The sequence below is a fragment of the Oleiphilus messinensis genome (genome assembly GCF_002162375.1).
Taxonomy (GTDB): Bacteria; Pseudomonadota; Gammaproteobacteria; order Pseudomonadales; family Oleiphilaceae; genus Oleiphilus; species Oleiphilus messinensis.
This window is the reverse complement of sequence record NZ_CP021425.1, coordinates 5875088-5895805: the sequence shown is the minus strand read 5'-3', so window position 1 is coordinate 5895805 and position 20718 is coordinate 5875088. Positions and strand designations below refer to the sequence as shown.

Sequence of the window (20718 nt, the reverse complement as noted above, 5' to 3'; positions counted from 1 at the left end):
ACGTACTGAGACAGTTAATAACGTACTGAGACAGTTAATAACGTACTACGACAGTATAGGTGCTTTTGCGATTTGAGCTTTGATAAAGTCAATCAAAACCCGTGTTTTGTGAGGTAGGTATTGACGCGACGGGTAGAGCAACCAGGCCGCTGTTTCAAAATCTGTCGCCGTCACCCGGTAATCGGGAAACGGGTTAATCAAGGCGCCACTGACTAAGTGCGCCTGCACCAGCCAATCGGCGATCAGCACGGGGCCGCGGCCCTTAAGTGCACTATCCAGCAACGCCAATGCGCTGGAAACCGCGAGACGAGACCGAATATCGACTTCATCGATGCTTCCGTTACGGTGTCTGAAGTGCCAGCGAGTTCGATAACCCGGCATATTCAGTACTACTGCGTTATGTTGTATCAAATCCTGAGGCGTCGCCAAGGGTGGGTGATTTTTCAAATAGTCAGGACTCGCACAAACGTGATACCGGGTTGCGAAAAGCTTTGTCCCGATCAAATTGGTGTCGAGTGCCGGAGCGAGCCTGAATGCGACATCGATGTCCTGGCCCAGGAGATCGAGGTTATGGTCAGATAACACCAGTTCGATTTCGATTTCAGGGTAAGCCACCATAAAGCGATCAAGGCGCTCCAACAGCCAAACTTGACCAAACGCGACGGATGCGGTCAATTTTAATTTGCCACTGGGCACGGAAACCAGAGATTTCGCGTCATCCCCTGCACTGGCCAGTTCATCCAGTATCGGCTTTACTCGTTGATAATAGTGCTCTCCCGCTTCCGTCAGTGCCAGTTTTCGCGTGGATCGTTGAAACAGCCGGAGGGCCAAATCGGCCTCCAGAGCTGATATTGCACGGGACACTGAAGACGGGTCAATCTCCTGTTTATCGGCGACGGCGGCAAAGCTGCCGCATTGTACAACATCGACAAAAATTTGCAGTTGGCGTAGGTCCATTGTCTGTGCTGTATTATCCTGATCGGAAAGGATTGAGTCGGCTCAATATGCCGGGGTTAAGTTGATTTCGGCACCATTTTGCAATTCCGCCCGTGCTGATTTCGTCCCCTGATGGCGTGATAATGTAGACATCAGCCCGGTCGGAAGGTTTCGATTGCAGGAAATCATGATCCGAAAGCCATTGTGCGACGACTTTGGGGTCATCATGCTCAAAGATGTCTTTGCCGCCGCAAAGCGTGTATTCAATGATGCGATAGCCCATAACAGGTCCGGTTTCAGGTTGATAAAATTCCGGGCGTGGTTTGTCCGCTCCGTAGGTATTTTCACTAACTGCGGCTTCGGCAGCACGTAGTGCAGAGAACAGATTTCGAGTGTATTCAGCTTCTGGAAAGCCTCATGTTCCAATACACGTTTATTATAGGCCACACTTCTAGGCCAAAGTTCAGTCCTGATCTCATCGCCTGAGAACTGAGCTCCGCGGAAAAATGGGGCCAGGGGAGTTTACGCAACCGGGCAATGAATTGATTTCAGGCTATGTTACAGTATTCTGTGCAGTCTAGTCGCAGTACGTTAATTGTGCGTAAAGTTGAAGTATCTGTTTCGGAGAGAACGCCATTGGAGTCAACGGATCGAGTGACAGAGCAGAGCGCGCGAGAATTTGAGAGCGTGCATGTACAGTTGCTGACATTTTTTAATTCAATTCTTGGCGGCAAGAGAGATTATGCCGAACGGATCGCGCACTTTGATGGTGATATTGACATTGTCTCCGGCACGCTGGTGTTTACGCTCCATGGTCTCTGGTCATTTTTGACTGCTGTCGGGATGCTGTCAGATCCGTTTCCAAACTTTCAGCAGGCACTGTACCGTGGCGCTTTGAATCAACGTCTTGCTGATTACGGCGCGACGGTGATACTTTACCGTGACAATGGCAAAGTGCGAGACAACTGGTATCAGCTGGTGGTGACGTGTTTGTGAGTAAATTAACCTTTTCGGGGTGGATGTCTGTAATTTTTTCGAGGTGGACGTCAGTGGCGCGATTTTTCTTACTGGTTGGGGCGATTTTGGGTATTGGCTGGCCGGTTTTGTCTGGCTCAACCGCGCTGGCGCTAGAGGTTACACCGGAGATGATTCTGGGGGATTATCGATCAGACCCGTTATTCGGTACTGCCGCCGCACAAGAAACCGTGGTGATTGAAGTGGAAAATCATCGTGTGGTGCCGGCCAGATTAACGCTCCCTGCGCAAACCATCACACGGATATTGTTTCAAAACCAGAGCGATCAGACCCACCTTATGGTCATTGCAGAAGACCTTCAGACTCTGTTGGATGATCCTGAGTTTTTATCGGCCTATACCGACTCCGAGAGAAAGTCAGCTGCTCCCGGGCATGGAGGGCATCATCATGGGACTTCTTCCAATTCCGCTGATGATGCAGCGCCCATTGTAAAAAGCCCTGACGAGCACCCTGCTTTATCCTTGCCACCCGGTGAACAGAAAGAGGTCTTGATGCGTTTCCCGCCCGGTGTCAATGTTGTTTATGCCTGCTTGCTGGATCAACATTACCAGACGGGGGTAATGGGGTTTATTAATATTGAGCCGCGGGTCGAAGAGCCGATTCCTCTTTCTTCGAGTCCCGACTCGCCCTGACCCGCAAGCGCATTTTCATGCCTGCCGCAGGGCTCAGGGTAATCGAGGCGAAAGGCTTGGGCTTTTCGTCCCCTGCATATTCGAACTCAAAGGACTGCAGAAGGATCGCGAGCAACGTTTGCGCCTCCATCATGGCAAAACCTTCCCCGATACAGACTCTTGGCCCGCCGCCAAACGGCATGTAAACGTAACGGGGGAGCTGATTTTTTTCGAAATCCTCGGTCCAGCGGTCTGGCTCGAAGGATTGGGCGTTGGCAAAATATTTTTCGCTACGGTGGCTCACCCAGGGGCTAACCAGTACCGTCGTACCCTTGGGAATTTTCCAGGGGCCAAGCTGGACGTCTTCAACACTTTCCCGACCAAATACAAATGCGGCAGGGAAGAGTCGCATCGATTCCTTGATGACGTTCCGTAAATAGTGCAGGTCAGCCAAATCAGACATGGTGGGTGCATTACCCTGCAATACTGTTTCTAACTCATGTTGCACACGAGCCTTGCATTCCGGGTGTTGTGATAGCAGATACAACGTCCAGGAAAGTGTGATTGCGGTAGTATCGTGTCCGGCGAGAAACAGGGTGATCACTTCATCCCGAAGCTGTTTGTCGCTCATGGCGGAGCCGTCTTCATAGCAGGCTTCCATCAACATGGAAAGCAACGTCTCCCGTTGACCGGGCTGATCCCGGTGATGCTGAATAAAGCGGTTGATTTCCTGTTCAATCGTCTGCAATGCTTTTTGATAGGCCCGGTTGCTTTTCAGCGGCAGGTAATCCAGAAATACAAAAGGTCGCGCCATGCGAATCGGGATTTGTGCTTCAATGACATGGACCGCATCCAGCAATGCTTGACCGTCGGTTGCCATAGATGCATCAAACAATGCTTTGGCGACAATATCCGCCGTCAGGCGCATCATTTCATCGTGTATATCCAGTGTGGCACCATCTTGCCATTGCTGTTGTGTTTCCCGGGTGAACTGAACCATATAATCAACATAGGTTGCGATTCGTTTGTGTTGAAAAGCAGGCGCTGCCAGTTTGCGCTGCACCCGCCACGGTTGTCCCTCGTTGGTTAGTAGCCCCTTGCCGAAAATACCCCGGAAGTGACGCCAGAAAAAACTGTTTTTGATAAATTTCGTGTGTTGGGTCAGGAGTATTTCTTTAACGAGGACGGGGTCTGTGACCAGATACGTGGGCAGATGACCCAATTTGAAATAAACCACATCGCCATAGGTGTTTGTTGTGTCGGTCAGGAAACTCAGCGTATCCGCTGCAAATTCACTGATACTGCCCAATATGGGCTTGCCTTTCGGGCCGGGAGGAAGGGACATGATGAACTCGCTCTCAGGGGTTATATTGTAATTATTTACTGCGATGCCCCAGCATAACCACAGATGTTTACGATATCAACATTGGCTTTCAGTGCTTTAGAAGTACTACCAGATTTTGTGAATGAACGACTCAAGAGCCCAATTTAAATAACAGGGATTTCTCCAGCTAGATGTCGATGCTCCAGCCGCGAGAATGTTTCTGGCCGCACTGATGTCCCGGTCATGCTTGGCTCCGCACTCGGAGCAGATCAATTTTTTCCCTGAATGATGCTGAGTTGTGCGAGAGCAATCAGTGCAGAGTATTTCTTCCTCTGGGCTTGGAACCAACCTTAGTTTGCCCGAAAAAATAACGATCTATGTGAGATATATCTGCAATCTTTGTAGGAAATTGTCCATAGATTCTGTGTGACAAAAGCCCTATTGGTTTTTTATTTGCTCTCAAGATGAACCCGTTTTATTGGTTTTTTTTAAGGAGGAGTGCCTCTTGTTGGGGGGAAAATATAATCTTTTTAGTGGTTTAGGATTAAATAAATTTTACTTGATTTGATTTCAATAAGGGCGCCTGTAACCGTGGGAGTAAATTTAGTAAGAGTCGGTCTAACACTCTGGCTAAGGGTCTATTCAGTTTCGGTTCAGGTATTGGTGCTAAAATATTTTCATTAAATATTCGTTAGTTAATTTGATCAGCTTAAACGTTTGTTAACCTTTAAATAAAATTAGATATCACGAAAAAGGAAAGCGCATGACTACAGACTCCTCAACTGATTTGGTTCAAAAAGCCTACATCGCTTATTACAGTAGACCCGCAGACCCAGGTGGCTTGAATTACTGGGCGAATCTTTTGGAGCTTTCAGGTGGTGACTTGAGCACCATTATTGAAGCGTTTGGTGTATCTGAGGAATTTAATGAGCGGTTTGGGTCTGCATCAAGCTCGGACTTGGTCGATAACATCTATCAGAGCCTATTTAATAGAGCCCCGGATGAAGCAGGTAAAGCATTCTATGTCGGGCTGCTGGATTCTGGCGAGATATCCCTGCAGGAAATTGCACTGAATGTGTTGTTTGGAGCGACTAATGACGATGCGACAGTTATTGAAAACAAGTTGTTGTCTGCCACTTATTTTACTGAGCAGTTACAAGCAACAGAACAGGCTTACACCGACCTCGAAACTGCAGTAGAAATATTAGCAAATGTTGGGGTCACGTCAGATACGGTAGTAAATACATTCGAGGCCATTGAAACACTAATTCGACCTGATCTCTCAACAACGGAACAGGAAGTAGATGACTTTGCAGCAAATAACCTTACTGTGGGAAGAATTAACCCTGGCGATGTAGTTGTGGGTGAAATCTCAGATTCGGACGACGTTGATTTCGTCGCGATTGACCTGCTGCCCGGTGTCGCATACTTGTTTCAGTTTGAGGGGACTGCTACCGGTGGAGGTACGCTAACAGACCCATACATCTCTGGACTATATGATGATGAGTTATTCGAGCTAGGTTATAGCAATGATGATGGTGGTGAAGGTAATAATGCTCAAGTGACGTTTACTCCTAGTGTGGCTGGTACCTACTATATTGGACTATCTGGTTATAATGCTGTGGGTAGTTACACCCTAAAGGTTTCTGGCGAAGATGATTATGTTTCAAATCTAAAAACTTCAGCCAGTGTTTCTGTCGATAGCAGCTTTGTTGGTGAAATAAATTATTCTTTGGATCAAGACTGGATAGCTGTTGAACTAGACCAAAGTGGTTTGACTTACATTATCGAAGCGAAAGGAGAGGATTCTGGATTGGGGACACTACCAGATCCAGAAATTCAAGTCTATAACAGTAACCTGGATCGTGTTGCTTATGACTATGATGGCGGCGTCGGTGATGATGCATTGGCTACCATTACACTCACCTCCGAAGAATTAGGCACCTACTACATTGCAGTTGAAGATGATTACTATGGTTCAGGTTACTACGTAGTGAGTGTGGATGGTAGTGATGACTATTTGAGTAATATGTTGACTACAGGGTTTGTTGTTCCCGGTGGGTCGACGACAGGGGTAATCAATGCCAAGTACGATTCAGATTTGTTTAGACTTGATTTGGATACAGCGGGCAAAGCATACACGATTAACTTATCTGGCGAACATAATGGCATGGGAACGTTGTCAGACCCTGAATTGCGTTTTTACGATAGCCAGGGGAGTCAATTGGCGAATGATTACGATAGCGGGCCAGGGAATAATGCGCTCATCACGATAATACCTGATGTGGCGGGTACTTACTATGTACTCGCATACGGTGATTATACCGCGAGTGGAACCTACACTCTAAGCGTCGATAACGACGATTCTATCTTATCTAACACCGAGACTTCTGCAAGCATTGGTATTAATGCAACGTTTTTTGGTGAGATTGAAAACCAAGGAGATATTGATTGGGTTGCTGTGGAATTGTTGGCTGGGCGCTCTTACCAAATAGATGTATTGGGCGCGGCTACTGTCGATGGAACCCTCGAAGACCCATACTTGAATGGAATATACAATCACGTGGGAGATTTTTATCGGTCGAGCAATGACGACGACGATGGTGTAGGGAATAATGCCCAAGAGATATTTAGCGCTGATTACTCAGGAACCTATTTTATAGGTATTACTGGTGAGAGTAGAACGAGTGGAACGTATCTACTTTCTGTAGAGGAAGTCGCCTAGATTTACGTTACGTAGTATTTAATCAAGTGGAAATCGATGGTGGGACATTTATGATACTAAATGTCTCGTCTACGGATTATTTCACTCGGCTTTAGAAATAATTTAAACCGCAAGGGAGCCCAGCAAATTGTATATGTATAACGTTTGGCATATTGGCCGTTCCACCTCACATTTACTGTTTATTCTTGTTTTACTAACGGGTTATGTTGGTGGTGTGAAAGGTGCGCCGAAGGCTAAGCCTGTAGTTGCGGTTAAATCGGCGAAAATTGGAGAAGGTGTTAGTCAATATGCCGTTAAACACCTTAATTTATCAACCTTGCTTGATGAGATGGAAGCATCCATCCAAAAAAACAGGAAATTCAATTTAGTTAGCAGAAAAACGGAAGTGTTACAGGAGCTGAAGGAAGAGCAAGAGTTTGCCAGTTCGCAATTTGCAGCTGGCAATGCGGCTCAATCAGGGCAGTTCAAAAATGCCAATTATTTAATCTTACCTACCGTGCAAGACTTTAAATTTTACCGCTCCAGTAATCCAGTGCCAAACTTGGAGAACAAGTATGTCCGAATTGATTCGGGGATGATAGAAGTGAATGCCCAAATACTTGACACCACAACCGGAAGTATCAAAACGACTTTCTATATGAAGTCCTCATTTTCAACTGAGAAGCAAGTAGTGAATTCGAAAGGTGGTGTTCCCAGTTCGGTTTATTTCACTAAGATGGCCAAAAAAGTAGCTTCTCAAATGACCGATCAGTTGGTTGATGCTGTGTTTCCGATGAAAGTATTGAATGTTCAAGGTAAGCAGGTCTTTATAAACCGAGGTCAGGACGGTGGGATAAAAGAAGGTGAAACACTTCGTGTATTCAGACCAGGGATTGCTCTAATTGATCCAGATACCGGAGAAAACCTTGGTTCCGCTGAAACTGAAATTGGGCAAATAAAAATCAGCAGGGTTAATCCAAAATTTACGATCGCTGTGATTACCAAAGAAGATGATGAAATTGGCAAGGGCGATATTGTTCGCAAATAAAAACCACAAAATTTAGGGTGACACTTAATGAAAAGTTCTAATTGCGCAATCTTTGCATTGTCTCTTTGTTTCAGTGCAACTTCTTTAGCAGACTACTTTATTGTTGTTGACGGTAAGCAGCAAGGACCTTATTCGTTAGAACGCCTCCAGGCGATGAAAGCAAATGGCAGCTTTAATGCTGCTACTCCTGTTTGGCAAGAAGGGATGGCTGGTTGGGTGAGTGCAGAATCACGCATGGACTTGCAGAATATTATCGTGGCTACTCAAGCGCCACCTCCATTGCCTGTTACTGGTTCTCAGCCTCCACCACTATCTATCCCTCCACAGATTGACAGACCCCTACTCACAAGTGACAAAGTAGAGCAGGCAGACATCAACGAGCACAATGCTATGTCAAATGCTAATGCCATAGTCTCTGCCTCAGATTCTATCGATGATTGGGCTGATGAAGCTGTATCGAATTTCGGTCGGGAAAAAGGGGAATTTGGTGAAAAAGATGGGAAGATAATAATTTATGGTTCTCAGACAGTTTCGTTAAAGCCCACCGACCCTCAGTTTGGAAGCGCAATGATTAATGCCTTTGACAGAGCATTAATGAAGGTGCAAGAGGAATACGTCACGCTTCGTTTTGGCAGAACTATAACCGAAAAATCGAGATCGTTTTATTCTGATCAATCAACCAATGCCAAAGAGTTGGAGCTACCTGAAAGCGGCACGTCTGACGTGCTTAACAAAGTACTTTTGATATTTGATAAGTCTTTAGATGTCGCAGGCAAAAAGCTTGACCAGGAGCTTCTGGAAATGGGTGTTGATCCTGGCACATTGCAAACAATGACACCGAAAGTAAAAAAAGATTTATTCAGAGATAAGTTCGTGAAACGGACGATTAGAAACGCCAGTGGCAGTATTGCGGGTTTGTTTACCTTACAAACAGCCGTTATAACCGATAAAAAGGGGCGTACTAGTGTAGGTGTTTTAGGTATTGTTTCTGATAAGACAATTCAGATTGCTAAAGATATTACATTGCAACGAGAATCTTTAATTTCGGGGAAAGGCAGGCAGGTTTCTACTTTGATCCCTTCAAGAGAAAAAGATTTTACCCATACTTTGGGAACTCGCCTGCTATATGATGAGTTGGGTGCACCGGCAATTGTGTCTTACGGCATATCTTCTTATTCACCTTCATCGGCTGATGATTATATCAATGATCAGCTCAAGTCCGAAGCAAGGGAAGCCGCTATAAGTAACGCGGATGCACAAATCGCAGAGTTGTTGAATGGGTATATGAGCGTGGAAATTGAACGAGAACGAGGAGAAGAAATTTCCCAAGTAGTGGAGCGTGAGGTAAAGGCCGATTCTGATACAGTTGAAAAAACCATAAAAAATATTATCAGCATAACAAATAATAAGGCCAAGACCAGCGCAAAAGCAAAATTGCAGGGTATATCTACCGTGAAAACTTGGCGTTATACGGCAAGTACTGGCCAAAAATTTGTCGGAGCAGTCCGAGTATGGAAATATTCCACATTAAATGCTATCCAGAGTTTCAATCAAGTTAAAAAGCCGAAAGCTGAACAAGCTACTTCGGAGCATAACGTAAGTCATGGGGCAAGCCGACCGGTTAACTCCTCTGCAGACTTTTAGGAGGAAAGTAATGCTAAGACTTAAGTGGTTAACAATGCTGCTCCTGGCGATATCCCCATTTTTTGTTGTTGCCGAGACAATAGAGAGGGAAATTCTTGTTGATGGTTTTGGTGCCTCATTTAACGTCGCAACGCAAAATGCTTTGATAGAGAGTGTGAAGCAGGCAAACGGCGTGTCAATTGACTCACAGAAAATTTATACAAAGGCAATAAAAGAACAATCTGTTGTGAGTGCGGATGAGTCAACACACGACGTGAGCATCAATAATGATAGTTTGTATAACATCAAAGAGTCTACTCAAGGAACAATCAACTCATATGAAATAGTGCAAGCCGACAATACTGAGGTAGATCAGTGGCATGTGCAAGTGAAAGTCGTGCTTGTCGAATATGTCACGCCCGGAAACTCTCCCCATAGTTTGAGGAAAATCGCAGTATTGCCTGTTCGGACTAAGTTCTCCGAAATACGAGTTGTGAATAAGACTTTTTCTAATGCTGAAATTGTAAGGCAGTACAATCAAAAACTGGTCAATGAATTGACTCAATCCAGGCGTTTCAGTGTTATGGATCGAGACTATATGGATGAGTATATCAAAGAGCGAGACTTATTGCTTTCACCAGACTCTTCTCAGGATGAACAGATGAAGATTGGTGAAGCTTTGGGGGTTGATTATTTATTGATCGGAACTGTCACGGAATTTAAAGCAGAAACGCAGCAGAAATACTCAAAAACGATGGGGCAAACGACAAATAACAGTATTATGCAGTTCTATGCTGATTATCGCATCATGGTAATGGCTACGCGTCAGGTGAAGTGGTCAGACACCGTAAAGGTCACGTTGATGCAACCTGAGATTGAACCGTACGCCAGAAGCAATGATGACCAAGGTTTGATTGATCTGATCCTGGAAAGAGCGGCGCGTAAGGTCGTGCATTCGTCCCTAGATAATATATACCCTCTAAAAGTACTTAAGGTGGCTGGTGAGTCTGCAATTTATTTGAACCAAGGGGGCAAAATGACGAGTGTGGGAGGCCATTACGAGGTATTTACACCGGGTGATTTAATCACAGATCCGGATACAGGCTTAAATATCAAAATTGATGGTGAAAAGGTCGCTGCAATCGAGGTTACTAAAGTTCAGTCGAAGTACAGTCTCGCCAAATTATTGTCCGGAAGCCTAGCTAGCATTGAACCAGGGGCGATTGTTCGAAGAGTTATACCTTTAACAGTTAAATCGTCAAATATACAAGAAGTTATGGAGCCTGCGTGGTAAAGGGATTATGCAAGTATTCAAGTTGATTATGTTTTTGAGTGTCGTTTTCCATTCTGTACAGGTATCGGCTAATTTTTTTGAAAAACTGGATAAGGGGATCAAAAAATTTGGTGAAGATGTTCAGAAGGTTAGTGACGCCCTGGATACCCCTAAGAATAACGCCCAACAAAACAAGCCTGCTAGAAAAGAGGTCAATCAGAATCATCGAGAAGGTAATGATTCTAAGAATGAAAACAATATTTATTATTCTGGTTACTCCAGGGCCTTCAAGCCTGTAAAAGCGCTATATTCAACGGGCAATTTGCAGGGTATTGATAGTTTTTACAGGAGCCGGGAAGAGCGATTGTTAGATGGTGGTGCCATTTGGAGTTCTGTGGAAAAGGTCGGTCTCCTGAGGTGGATGGAGCGAGGCACGTTGTATCTCGATCAAGGGAATAAAGATGATGCAATTCGTTCCCTAGCCAATGCCGAAATGGTTTTAGAATTGAGATCGGATGATTCTGAATTAGAAGAGTTGGCAGAGGATGGCTTTATTACTTTATTGGAGTCGGTAACGGGAATGGAAGAGTTTTCCAAATACCCTGGTGAGGGCTTTGAAAAAGTTTTGATGTTGAATTATAAATCAATTGCCTATTTATTGAACGGTGACCGAAAGGCGTACAACGTTACCCGTAGAGCAATTGATTGGCAGGATATTGAACGCAGAAAGTTTGATGCGAAGTTGAGAGCTGCGAATCAAAAATTAGAGAAGGAAAGAGAAGAGTCAAGCAATTCTCAAGATGAAGGCCAGTGGGCTTCGAGCTATAACAAGTACGATAAGATAGCGAATCAAGTATCTAGCGCCTACGTGAATCCTTTCGGCTATTACGTTGCTGGAATGGTTCAAGACTTCGAGAGCAGAAAAGATGGATCATTGAGAGCCAATGCAAGAATCTCTTATGAAAAAGCGCTTGGTCTAAATCCAAATAGTGAAGCGATAGAAAAAGCCTTAAGTGATATCAAAAATAGAAAGCTAGATAACAACATTAGATTGCTACATGTTGTCGTCGCAAACGGGTTTGCTCCTGAGCGGAAGGTATTGGAGTACGGATTTGATTCAAAGGGGAGGACTGTACCGATTAAACTCCCTATTTACGAGCCAGTCGAATCAAAGGTTAAGCGAATTGAATTAAAGTCAATTTCTGGTAAGCATATTACGACGTTAACACAAATAGCCAATATTGAAGCAATTACAATGAGACACCAGAAGGATTCTGCTGCATTTCGAAATTTGAAAGTGCTGCTTTCGGTTGCAAGGGCAATCGGTGTAAATACGGCAACCAAAAAAATACCGATTTTAGGGGAGTGGTTGAATAGTGTAGCAACCCCGGACACACGCTCTTGGATGAGCCTACCCGCAGAAATGTTGGGCGCCAGAGTTAGATTGTTGAAACGGGTCAATAAAATACGGATTGTTAGTTACGACCAGCATAATCGAGTTTTGTCTGACAAAGTGATAAATCTTGATGACGGGTCGGATAATTTTGTTTACGCGCGAAGTGTGGATGATCACATCTATGCAAACTCTTCTCGAAAATTATGGACGTTTTAGCGTATGAAAATGCGATATTCTATTTTTCTGCTCATTCTCTTATTGATGTCGGGGTGTCAGCAAACACCGGTCGCTGAATACCCAGGATTTAAAAAAACCAATACATTGGATGAATCACATCCGCAGGCTCGATTGGTGCTGGGATCTCAATCACTGGTTGGTAAAGTTAAAATAGCAAATGTCAAAATCAAACAAGTGGGTAAACTAAAGCAAGCGAATTTTGCAATTCAGAATATTTCACATGAACGTCTGCACCTCGAGTATCGTGTCGAGTGGGAGGATGAAGCAGGATTTATTGTTGATCAGTCCGGAGTCTGGCGCAGAATCTTTCTATCTCCCACACAAATAGAATCCTTCTTGGGGGTTGGTAAAAATCCTGAAGCGGAAAAGATTGTCATTACATTTAGAATCCCTCACGATATTTATTCTATTGATGGAAGAAACTGATTCTTTTGGTTAAATAAAGGGAAGACCTTAGTTTATGAATAAGCATATCCAATCAAGTGTTTTTGTTGTTTCGTTAGGCTTTGCGTTGGTGGCCTGTCAGGCAAACCCCCCAAAGCAGCCTTCGTCTTCACGAGTGTCCATAGTAGACTCAAAAGAGCGTGTTCACCATCAGACAAAATTGACGACAGCTGACTATGTTGCACTTTCAGAAACAGTAACAAATAAAATGTTGGTCTCCTCTTTGGTTAGAAAGTGGGGGGGAGACAAACCTAAATTAATCGCTGCAATTCCTCTGAACAATACGGACAACGAAGGTATCCGTATGAAAGATCTGCATGATCGAATTACAGAAACTATTTTAAGTTCTGAAGTGGCCGCAATCGTTGATCAAAGCGCTACGAACTTTGACTACATCATCAAGAGTGAACTCACCTCTACCCGACAATACGGGGAAGAGGGTAAGGAGCTCGTGTATTACACCCTTCAGTTAAAAATGTTCACACTAATGGGAGAACTTGTTGGTCAGTGGTCAGATGACCTGGCTTTGGCCAAAGCTAGGAAAAGTTGGTATTGAAACAACTTGTAACAATGATTATTTGTTTAGCGTTCGTAAAGGTAAATAACTTTTTCAATAGCTTCCTAGCATTTTCTCGTTTCATGAGTGTTGGCGGTGAAAATGAGAGTGTTATTGTAACTAATTTGTGCAGATTTCTACTGGTTGAGTTCATGCTTGTATAGAAATCCAATATTGTTTTTTTGTGCGTGAAAGGAGTACTTAATTGTGGACAATCTTTTAGGCTTATTATTAGTGCTAGCGATTGGCGCTGCAATCGGTCCAGTACCTGCTTATATATTAGCGAAGAAAAAAGGACGATCAAAGGTTCTTTGGACGACGGTATCATTTTTTCTTTTGGGGCCTGTTGTTCCAATTATATTATTGGTCCTACCTATCAATAATGAGGTTGTGGGATCATCGATTAACAATAACTTCGAAAAAATAAGTTCTGGTGATTTTTTAGGACAGTTTGAAAAGATATCGAATTCAGAGTCGATGGATAGAAGGCTCTATATAATTAATAATACTCTTCTTGATGGAGCCTTGGGAGGGAATTACTATAGATATATAGTCAATTTTGTACCTATTCGGGATCTTCAGCAGGACTTGGCTATAGGTAAAATAGCCGGTGGTGTTTTGGGTACAGCTCATATGATTTCAAGTTTCCGTGGGCATTTCAGCGACGTGAAAAACCGTGCTCGCGTGAGTGTGTCTGTTGGGGGATTTGGATACATGTTTAATACGGATGAATTAAAAAGTGCTGACCAAGGGGTTCGATTTAAGCTGTTCGCTATATGTGCGATATATTGTAATGGCTCGATTACCAAATCAGAATACGTCCGGGCTATGGCGACAATATTTAGGTATTTTGGAAAACCTACGGTTCCTGTGGATACTTTTGGTGAATTTGTTTTCCAAAACGATAACCATAAAGTTGGTACTTCAATTGGTTATCAATACTTTGAAGAAAAATTAGTGTCTTTAGGTCAAGTTGATAAAATGCTTGAAGCCAAATGCAAAGAACTTTCTCATGATGTTCTTAAAGAAATATCAGAAGTCGCAGAGAACTATGGTATTCGACAAGAGCTTGGGGTTGTTTAGCAACAGATAAGTTAGTGACATTCGGAGATCGCAAACTCGTTTTTTGCTTGGTAGCGGAAATGGCAACTTAACGAGATTGTGGTGCTGAACGGTTTCGTGTCCGTCAGGAAATGAGTGCTCCACTGCTGAACGAATTCAAGAGTTGGCTGGAGAAAAACGTCAGTAAGGTCATGAAAGGATCGCTCACCCGTACGGCTATGGATACAACTTAAACTAATGGCCTTACCTGAATGGAAATTTCGAGAAAGGCTATCTCAATATCAGCAATGCATTGGCAGAAAATGCGATACACCCTTTTGCCAGAGCCTTTGTGACCTGCTACTCCTTGATCGAGATTGCTAAAGCCAACCAACTGTTGCACTCTGCCTACATCCATTATGTGCTGGATCGAATCGGTGAGGTATCTACGACTGAGAAACTTGAAGTCCTGTTACCGTAGAATGTCGTGCTGGAGTCTTCTTTAAAAAATGTAGCTCAATACAGTTAAGGGAAGTGTGTCGATTTAACGGCGCTTACACTGCAATTTCTTCAACTTGTACACCAGAAATCATCATAGCTAGTAAGGTTTCACAAATTGCTTTTCGACTGAAAAAGGCAGTAGTGATGCGAGGTAGTGCGCATGATAAATAACCAATGCCAAAACGATAACAACTGAACCAAAAAACAGGGCAAGGGCAATCACCATATTGCGGATATGATGGTCATGTTGCTCCGGTGGTTGATAGTACTGCGGTTGCTCGGTCATGGCGTGCGTCTCCTTGCAGTCAGGCCTGAATGCCTGAAATCAATGGTCTGTTACAGAATTTTACATTGGCAAAAACCGGATTCCGGGTAAATCAAATGTGTAGAATTTGTCCATTATTTCTGTAGTTTAGAGCATAAATATCAGTCTGGTTGTGAAGGTTGTAGTGGGTATTCATAAAATAAATATTGAATATGCTTCATATATATTTCATTTATTTGAAACAATTGATTAGAATGCGCCCTGAATTTAGAACACCGTTAGGCTAACCGGTCAGGGTAAGGTTACTCAGTGCTTCAGCGCAGAGCTTGATACGAACAATACCGGTTGGCGAAACTTAAATGCCATCCTTGAAGGAATCAGCATTATGTCTCAAATACAAAACGACATCCAAGCAGTTGCAGCTCTGAAAGAAGCAGCTGGTAGCCCTTGGGACGCGATTAACCCAGAATCTGCTGCACGTATGCGTGCGCAAAACAAATTCAAAACGGGTCTGGACGTAGCTAAGTACACTGCAGCTATCATGCGTCGCGACATGGCCGAGTTTGATAAAGACAAAACCAAGTACACTCAATCTCTGGGTTGCTGGCACGGTTTTGTAGGTCAGCAAAAGCTGATCTCTATCAAGAAGCACTTCGGTTCTACTGAACGTCGTTATTTGTACCTGTCTGGTTGGATGGTTGCAGCACTGCGCTCTGACTTCGGTCCGCTGCCTGACCAATCCATGCACGAGAAAACTGCTGTAGCATCTCTGGTTGAAGAGCTGTACACCTTCCTGCGTCAAGCTGACGCACGTGAACTGGGTGGCCTGTTCCGTGCTCTGGACAAGGCTCGTGAAGCGGGTGATGCGGCTCAAGAAGCTGAAATCCAAGCGCAAATCGACAACCACGAAACTCACGTTGTGCCAATCATTGCTGATATCGATGCTGGTTTCGGTAACGCGGAAGCGACTTACCTGATGGCTAAGCAAATGATCGAAGCCGGTGCGTGCTGTCTGCAGATCGAAAACCAGGTTGCTGACGAGAAGCAATGTGGTCACCAGGACGGTAAAGTAACTGTTCCTCACGCTGACTTCCACGCGAAACTGCGTGCACTGCGTTATGCCTTCCTGGAGCTGGGTGTTGATGACGGTCTGATCGTTGCACGTACCGACTCTGAAGGTGCTGGTCTGACTAAAGAAATCGCAGTTGTTAAAGAACCAGGCGATCAAGGTGACGTTTACAACTCTTACCTGGATTGTGAAGAAGTTTCTCCAGAAGAAACTGCTGAAGGTGATGTACTGATCAGCCGTAACGGTAAACTGGTTCGTCCTAAGCGTCTGCCTTCTGGTCTGTACCAATTCCGTCAAGGTACTGGTCACGAGCGTTGCGTATTCGATTGTATCGAAGCAATCAATGCCGGTGCTGACCTGCTGTGGATCGAAACTGCAGTACCAACTGTTCACGAAATCAAAGATATGATGGACGAAGTTCGTAAAGTTCACCCAGATGCGAAGTTGGTTTACAACAACTCTCCTTCTTTCAACTGGACTCTGAGCTTCCGTCAGCAAACTTTCGATGCTTGGACTGCGGAAGGTAAAGACGTTTCTGCATACGACCGTGATCGTCTGATGAGTGCTGAGTACGATGAGTCTGAGCTGGCTGAAGCTGCTGACGCACGCATCAAGACTTTCCAAGCGGATTGTTCACGTGAAGCGAACGTATTCCACCACCTGATCACTCTGCCTACTTACCACACCACTGCGTTGTCTGTTGACAACCTGGCGAAAGAGTACTTCGGCGAGCAAGGCATGCTGGGTTATGTTGCTGGCGTTCAGCGTAAAGAGATCCGTCAAGGTATCGCTTGCGTTAAGCACCAGAACATGGCTGGTTCTGACCTGGGCGACGACCACAAAGAGTACTACGCTGGTGAGAACGCTCTGAAAGCTGGCGGTGCGAAAAACACTTCTAACCAGTTCAACAACATCTAATCGTTGTTGTCGGTTAAAAAGTGATAGGATGGGGCAAATGCCCCATCTCTTAAAAAAGTGGCGGTCAATTGATCGCCATTTTTTTAAGAGATCTCCAAAACGGTATATACACAGGTGAAAAGGCCATGAGTGAAACACCCAGCTACTTACAAGATGCAAAGGACCTTTTAACCCAGGATGGTTTCGCCACCGGAGACATCTGGTATCACGGCACCTCTTCCGCTTTACTTGATTCGATTAACGAGCATGGTCTGATCCGTTCCGGTGATAAAGCCATGAATCAAGCGGCTAAAAAAACCATGGCCACCATTGGCAACAGCTATACCGAATCCCGCGAACCTGTCTATCTCACCCAAAGCAAACAGCTTGCACACTACTGGGCGGCCCAAACCGTGCGGGATCGCAGCGTTCGTTTTGAAGGCGAAGAAAGCCCTGTTGTGCTGGAAGTGAAACTTCCCGAAAACCAGCAAACCAAAGTCCGTCCTGACGTAGGGGCTGCCACCTTGCTGATTATGAAAGGCGGTGAAAAATTCATGGCATGGCTGGAATCTGTCTATCAGGAAAATGGTGCAGGCGAACTCAGTATCGACCTTATGAAAGCCGACCGAATGGATTACCTCAAAAAACTCGGCATGGCGTACATCGACGAAGATGTACCGGCTGAGTTTGTGCAGTTGGTAGAAGCGTAAGCTTGCGCTTCATCATCAACCCCGAAGGGGTTGTGTAATATAGCCGGTGGTTTTAACCACCGGTAGCAAGCCCCCAAATATAAGTCCTGAAAGGACGACGGCCAAGGAAAAGGCAATCCATGGGAAGCACATTAAGCAATTTGGTATTCCACGTCATATTCAGCACGAAAAATCGTGAACCTTTAATCAATCCCAAATTATGCAACGCTTTGTATGGCCACATTGGTGGAATTATCAAAAGCGAGAGCGCAATCCTGCTTCAAATAGGCGGCATGCCTGACCATATCCATATCGTACTGAAATTGAAACCGGTGCACAGCCTGTCAGAGATAATGAAAAAGCTGAAGGGGCGCTCATCAAAATGGGTTAACGAGCAAGCGTTTTTAAATGAACGTTTTTCATGGCAAGAGGGTTATGGTGCTTTTACCGTGAGCGAATCTCAAATTGGTGCCGTGGTGCAGTACGTTAAAAATCAGAAAAGTCATCATCAAAATCTATCCTATAAAGAAGAATTCACGCAGTTTCTCAAGCATCACAGGGTGGAGTTTGAAGAGCGATTTTTATTTACTTGAGATATTATTTCGGCATATCTCACCGGTGGTTAAAACCACCGGCTATATCACATACCCCCTTCGGGGGAATTCATTCAGCAAAAGCACCTGTAAAAAATGATTAAAATCACCCGTCCACAGGATATGACACGCTTGCGCAGGCTGGCGTTGTCTGGACAAGGCTTATTGCAGTCCCGGCCTTTCGGGACGGGGTTGGCGGGGGCGCGGAAGGCGATTCAACATCTGGGCTATGTGCAGATTGATACGATCTCGGTGGTGGAACGGGCCCATCATCATGTATTGCATAGCCGGGTTCCGAAATTTGATTCTGCAATGACCCATCAGCTGCTGCTGGATGGGGAGGTGTTTGAGTATTGGTCACATGCCGCAGCGTTCCTGCCAATTGATGACTTTCGCTTTTCTTTACCCTACAAACAGGCGATTAAAAGTGGCCAAACCCATTGGTTTAAAACGCCGGATCGAAAATTGATGGCAGAGTTGCTGGCGCGTATCCGCTCAGAGGGGCCATTACGATCCCGTGATCTTGAAGCTGATGCCCCGAAACGTGCGGGTTGGTGGGACTGGAAACCAGCGAAGAAAGCGCTGGAGCAGTTGTACATGGAAGGGGATCTCATGGTGAGTAACCGGGAAGGCTTCCAGAAAACCTACGACCTGACAGAACGGGTGTTGCCTGATCATATTAATACACAAGAGCCCACCACAGAAGAATTTGCAGAACACCTGATAGCGCAACAATTGCGTTGCCATGGCTGTATTTCCCTGAAAGGTCTGACCTATCAGCGTCGTAACAGTGAGTTGCGCAAAGCTGTCAAAGTTCTGATCAACGCGGATTTAGCAGAGGGTGTATTAGAGCAAATACAAGTGCTGAACGGCGATATTTATTTTATCGAAGCTGGTGCGCTTGAGCGTCAATTACCCCGTGTCAGTTCCAGAGTGAAGATACTCTCACCGTTCGATAACAGCGTTATTCAGCGTGAGCGACTCAAAGCGCTTTTTCAATACGATTATCAGCTGGAGAGTTATCTCCCTGCGGATAAACGCCAGTTTGGTTATTTTTGCCTGCCCCTGATGTTCCGGGATGAGTTTGTGGGACGGATGGATTGTAAGGTTTATCGACAGCGCCAGCATCTGGAAATCAAATCGTTGTATATCGAGAAACTCAAGCACGGTGAAGACGAATTCTTTGTCGCATTGGGTGACGCCCTCAGGTTGTTTTGCGAATTCCAGAAATGTCAGTCTGTATCCTTGATCGAGGCAAGCCCGGCGGCGTTCACCAAGCAAATGCGTCATGTGCTCGCGCAATTTTGAGCGTCTGCCAGTTTTAAGTGCCTGTCAGCCTTGCTATTCCTGTTTTCAAAATGTTTATTTGATTCTGTTTGCTTATAATTGTCATGAATGTAATATTTTATGGCATAAACTCAAAGTGATATTGGGTTGAATGTAAACTGATCGACCGTTGTAGATAATTTGATAACAGGCTGTAAATAGAATGGATCTGGGCAAAGTTGATTTAAACCAGCTGGTACATCTTGATGTCTTGCTTCGAGAACGTAATGTCACCAAAGCGGCTAACCATCTCGGTATAACCCAGCCCGCGATGAGTAACAGTCTGAAGCGCTTGCGAGCTTTGTTCGATGATCCGCTGTTGGTCAGAACCAGTGAGGGGATGGCGCCGACGGAACTTGCTCTGGAGATCCGTTCCGCGATTCGGGAAATTTTGTTCAACATCGAACAGGTCATTAAACCGGATCGCGACTTTGATTTACAAAGTTCTCGTGTATTTCGGATTATGGCCAGCGATTATGCCGAATCAACCTTGATTCCGGGTGTGTTGAGTGAAGTGCGTCGACAAGCACCCAATATCACACTGGATGTTTTGACGCCAAGTGATGTCAGCTTCGAAGATGTGGAACAGGGCCGTGTTGATATGGCGATCAATCGCTTTGATACCATTCCCCAGTCATTCCATCAGAAAACACTGTGGACCGATACGTTCTCCTGTCTAATGAGTGTCGACAATCCGCTTGTGCATGATTTCACCTTGGAAAATTACCTCGCCGCCAGTCATATCTGGGTCAGCAAAACCGGCTTTGGGGTGGGTGTGGGTGTGAACCCAAAGGATGTACAACGCCTTGGCTGGGTGGATGAGGCGCTGGTGTCCCTCGGGCAGAAACGTCGAATCAGTGTTTTTACCCGGCACTACCAGGTCGCCATGTTGCTGGCCCAGCAGCACGATTTGATTGCCACCCTGCCCAGTCGTGCTGCCCGTTTGAAAACCCAGAGTTCGAAGCTGGTGATAAAAGACCCACCTTTTCCTATTGAAGCGTTTGAGTTGAAATTGGCCTGGAGTCCACTGTTGCATCACAATTCCGGGCATCAATGGCTACGCAAGCTGGTCGCAGATGTGGCACTGCTCGACGAGCAACGCAATACGAATTTATTCAATTCCGGGCTGAATGTATGAGTCGAAACGGTT

20 protein-coding genes and 1 pseudogene are annotated in these 20718 nt (G+C 45.1%); 16 read left to right on the top strand and 5 right to left on the bottom strand.

What is annotated here, in order from left to right:
• Positions 1-45: 45 nt before the first annotated feature.
• On the bottom strand, positions 46-957 hold the full coding sequence (locus OLMES_RS25545; RefSeq protein ID WP_087463858.1) for a LysR family transcriptional regulator: 912 nt from the start codon (positions 955-957) through the stop codon (positions 46-48).
• 13 nt (positions 958-970) lie between these two features.
• Positions 971-1219 (bottom strand): hypothetical protein, encoded by a 249-nt coding sequence (locus OLMES_RS28160; protein WP_157678602.1) that lies wholly within the window; start codon positions 1217-1219, stop codon positions 971-973.
• A gap of 272 nt (positions 1220-1491) precedes the next feature.
• On the opposite strand from OLMES_RS28160, the gene OLMES_RS25535 reads away from it, so the two are divergent.
• Entirely contained in the window at positions 1492-1932 is a 441-nt protein-coding gene (locus OLMES_RS25535; protein WP_087463856.1) for a hypothetical protein, read from the top strand.
• A 53-nt stretch (positions 1933-1985) separates the two neighbouring features.
• On the top strand, positions 1986-2603 hold the full coding sequence (locus OLMES_RS25530; protein ID WP_087463855.1) for a cupredoxin domain-containing protein: 618 nt from the start codon (positions 1986-1988) through the stop codon (positions 2601-2603).
• On the opposite strand, the gene OLMES_RS25525 is transcribed toward OLMES_RS25530, so the two are convergent.
• Together OLMES_RS25525 and OLMES_RS29105 are read right to left on the bottom strand one after the other, a co-directional pair.
• A complete protein-coding gene (locus OLMES_RS25525) occupies positions 2542-3927 on the bottom strand; it encodes a cytochrome P450 (protein WP_087463854.1) in 1386 nt (461 codons plus the stop codon). The genes OLMES_RS25530 and OLMES_RS25525 overlap by 62 nt on opposite strands.
• A gap of 105 nt (positions 3928-4032) precedes the next feature.
• Complete coding sequence (locus OLMES_RS29105; RefSeq protein ID WP_157678600.1) at positions 4033-4254, bottom strand: zinc ribbon domain-containing protein; 222 nt, start codon at positions 4252-4254, stop codon at positions 4033-4035.
• A gap of 415 nt (positions 4255-4669) precedes the next feature.
• Between OLMES_RS29105 and OLMES_RS25515 the strand changes: the two genes are divergently transcribed.
• From OLMES_RS25515 to OLMES_RS28715, 9 genes and pseudogenes are all read left to right on the top strand, one after another.
• Positions 4670-6631 (top strand): pre-peptidase C-terminal domain-containing protein, encoded by a 1962-nt coding sequence (locus OLMES_RS25515; RefSeq protein ID WP_087463852.1) that lies wholly within the window; start codon positions 4670-4672, stop codon positions 6629-6631.
• Positions 6632-6764: 133 nt separating this feature from the next.
• Positions 6765-7658: a FlgT C-terminal domain-containing protein gene (locus OLMES_RS25510; RefSeq protein WP_087463851.1), complete on the top strand. Its 894-nt coding sequence runs from the start codon at positions 6765-6767 to the stop codon at positions 7656-7658.
• 27 nt (positions 7659-7685) lie between these two features.
• Positions 7686-9302 (top strand): DUF4339 domain-containing protein, encoded by a 1617-nt coding sequence (locus OLMES_RS25505; RefSeq protein ID WP_087463850.1) that lies wholly within the window; start codon positions 7686-7688, stop codon positions 9300-9302.
• 10 nt (positions 9303-9312) lie between these two features.
• Positions 9313-10575: a CsgG/HfaB family protein gene (locus tag OLMES_RS25500; RefSeq protein ID WP_157678596.1), complete on the top strand. Its 1263-nt coding sequence runs from the start codon at positions 9313-9315 to the stop codon at positions 10573-10575.
• 7 nt (positions 10576-10582) lie between these two features.
• Positions 10583-12166, top strand: coding sequence for a hypothetical protein (locus tag OLMES_RS25495; protein WP_087463848.1), 1584 nt, complete (start codon positions 10583-10585; stop codon positions 12164-12166).
• Between the two features lie 3 nt (positions 12167-12169).
• On the top strand, positions 12170-12613 hold the full coding sequence (locus tag OLMES_RS25490) for a YcfL family protein (protein WP_087463847.1): 444 nt from the start codon (positions 12170-12172) through the stop codon (positions 12611-12613).
• Between the two features lie 34 nt (positions 12614-12647).
• A complete protein-coding gene (locus OLMES_RS25485; protein WP_087463846.1) occupies positions 12648-13187 on the top strand; it encodes a hypothetical protein in 540 nt (179 codons plus the stop codon).
• 207 nt (positions 13188-13394) lie between these two features.
• Positions 13395-14270 carry a hypothetical protein gene (locus OLMES_RS25480; RefSeq protein ID WP_087463845.1) on the top strand — a complete coding sequence of 292 codons (876 nt, stop codon included), beginning with the start codon at positions 13395-13397 and terminating at the stop codon, positions 14268-14270.
• A gap of 83 nt (positions 14271-14353) precedes the next feature.
• Positions 14354-14709: pseudogene (locus OLMES_RS28715) on the top strand (IS66 family transposase); the annotation flags it as partial.
• A gap of 117 nt (positions 14710-14826) precedes the next feature.
• On the opposite strand, the gene OLMES_RS25475 reads toward OLMES_RS28715, so the two are convergent.
• A complete protein-coding gene (locus OLMES_RS25475) occupies positions 14827-15015 on the bottom strand; it encodes a hypothetical protein (RefSeq protein WP_087463844.1) in 189 nt (62 codons plus the stop codon).
• A 364-nt stretch (positions 15016-15379) separates the two neighbouring features.
• Between OLMES_RS25475 and OLMES_RS25470 the strand changes: the two genes are divergently transcribed.
• From OLMES_RS25470 to OLMES_RS25450, 5 genes are all read left to right on the top strand, one after another.
• Positions 15380-16981 carry an isocitrate lyase gene (locus tag OLMES_RS25470; protein ID WP_087463843.1) on the top strand — a complete coding sequence of 534 codons (1602 nt, stop codon included), beginning with the start codon at positions 15380-15382 and terminating at the stop codon, positions 16979-16981.
• 125 nt (positions 16982-17106) lie between these two features.
• Positions 17107-17670: a hypothetical protein gene (locus OLMES_RS25465; RefSeq protein ID WP_087463842.1), complete on the top strand. Its 564-nt coding sequence runs from the start codon at positions 17107-17109 to the stop codon at positions 17668-17670.
• A gap of 119 nt (positions 17671-17789) precedes the next feature.
• Positions 17790-18242, top strand: coding sequence for an IS200/IS605 family transposase (tnpA, locus tag OLMES_RS25460; protein WP_087463841.1), 453 nt, complete (start codon positions 17790-17792; stop codon positions 18240-18242).
• A gap of 96 nt (positions 18243-18338) precedes the next feature.
• On the top strand, positions 18339-19550 hold the full coding sequence (locus OLMES_RS25455; protein WP_087463840.1) for a winged helix-turn-helix domain-containing protein: 1212 nt from the start codon (positions 18339-18341) through the stop codon (positions 19548-19550).
• 181 nt (positions 19551-19731) lie between these two features.
• On the top strand, positions 19732-20706 hold the full coding sequence (locus tag OLMES_RS25450) for a LysR family transcriptional regulator (protein WP_087463839.1): 975 nt from the start codon (positions 19732-19734) through the stop codon (positions 20704-20706).
• The last annotated feature ends 12 nt before the right edge of the window (positions 20707-20718 follow it).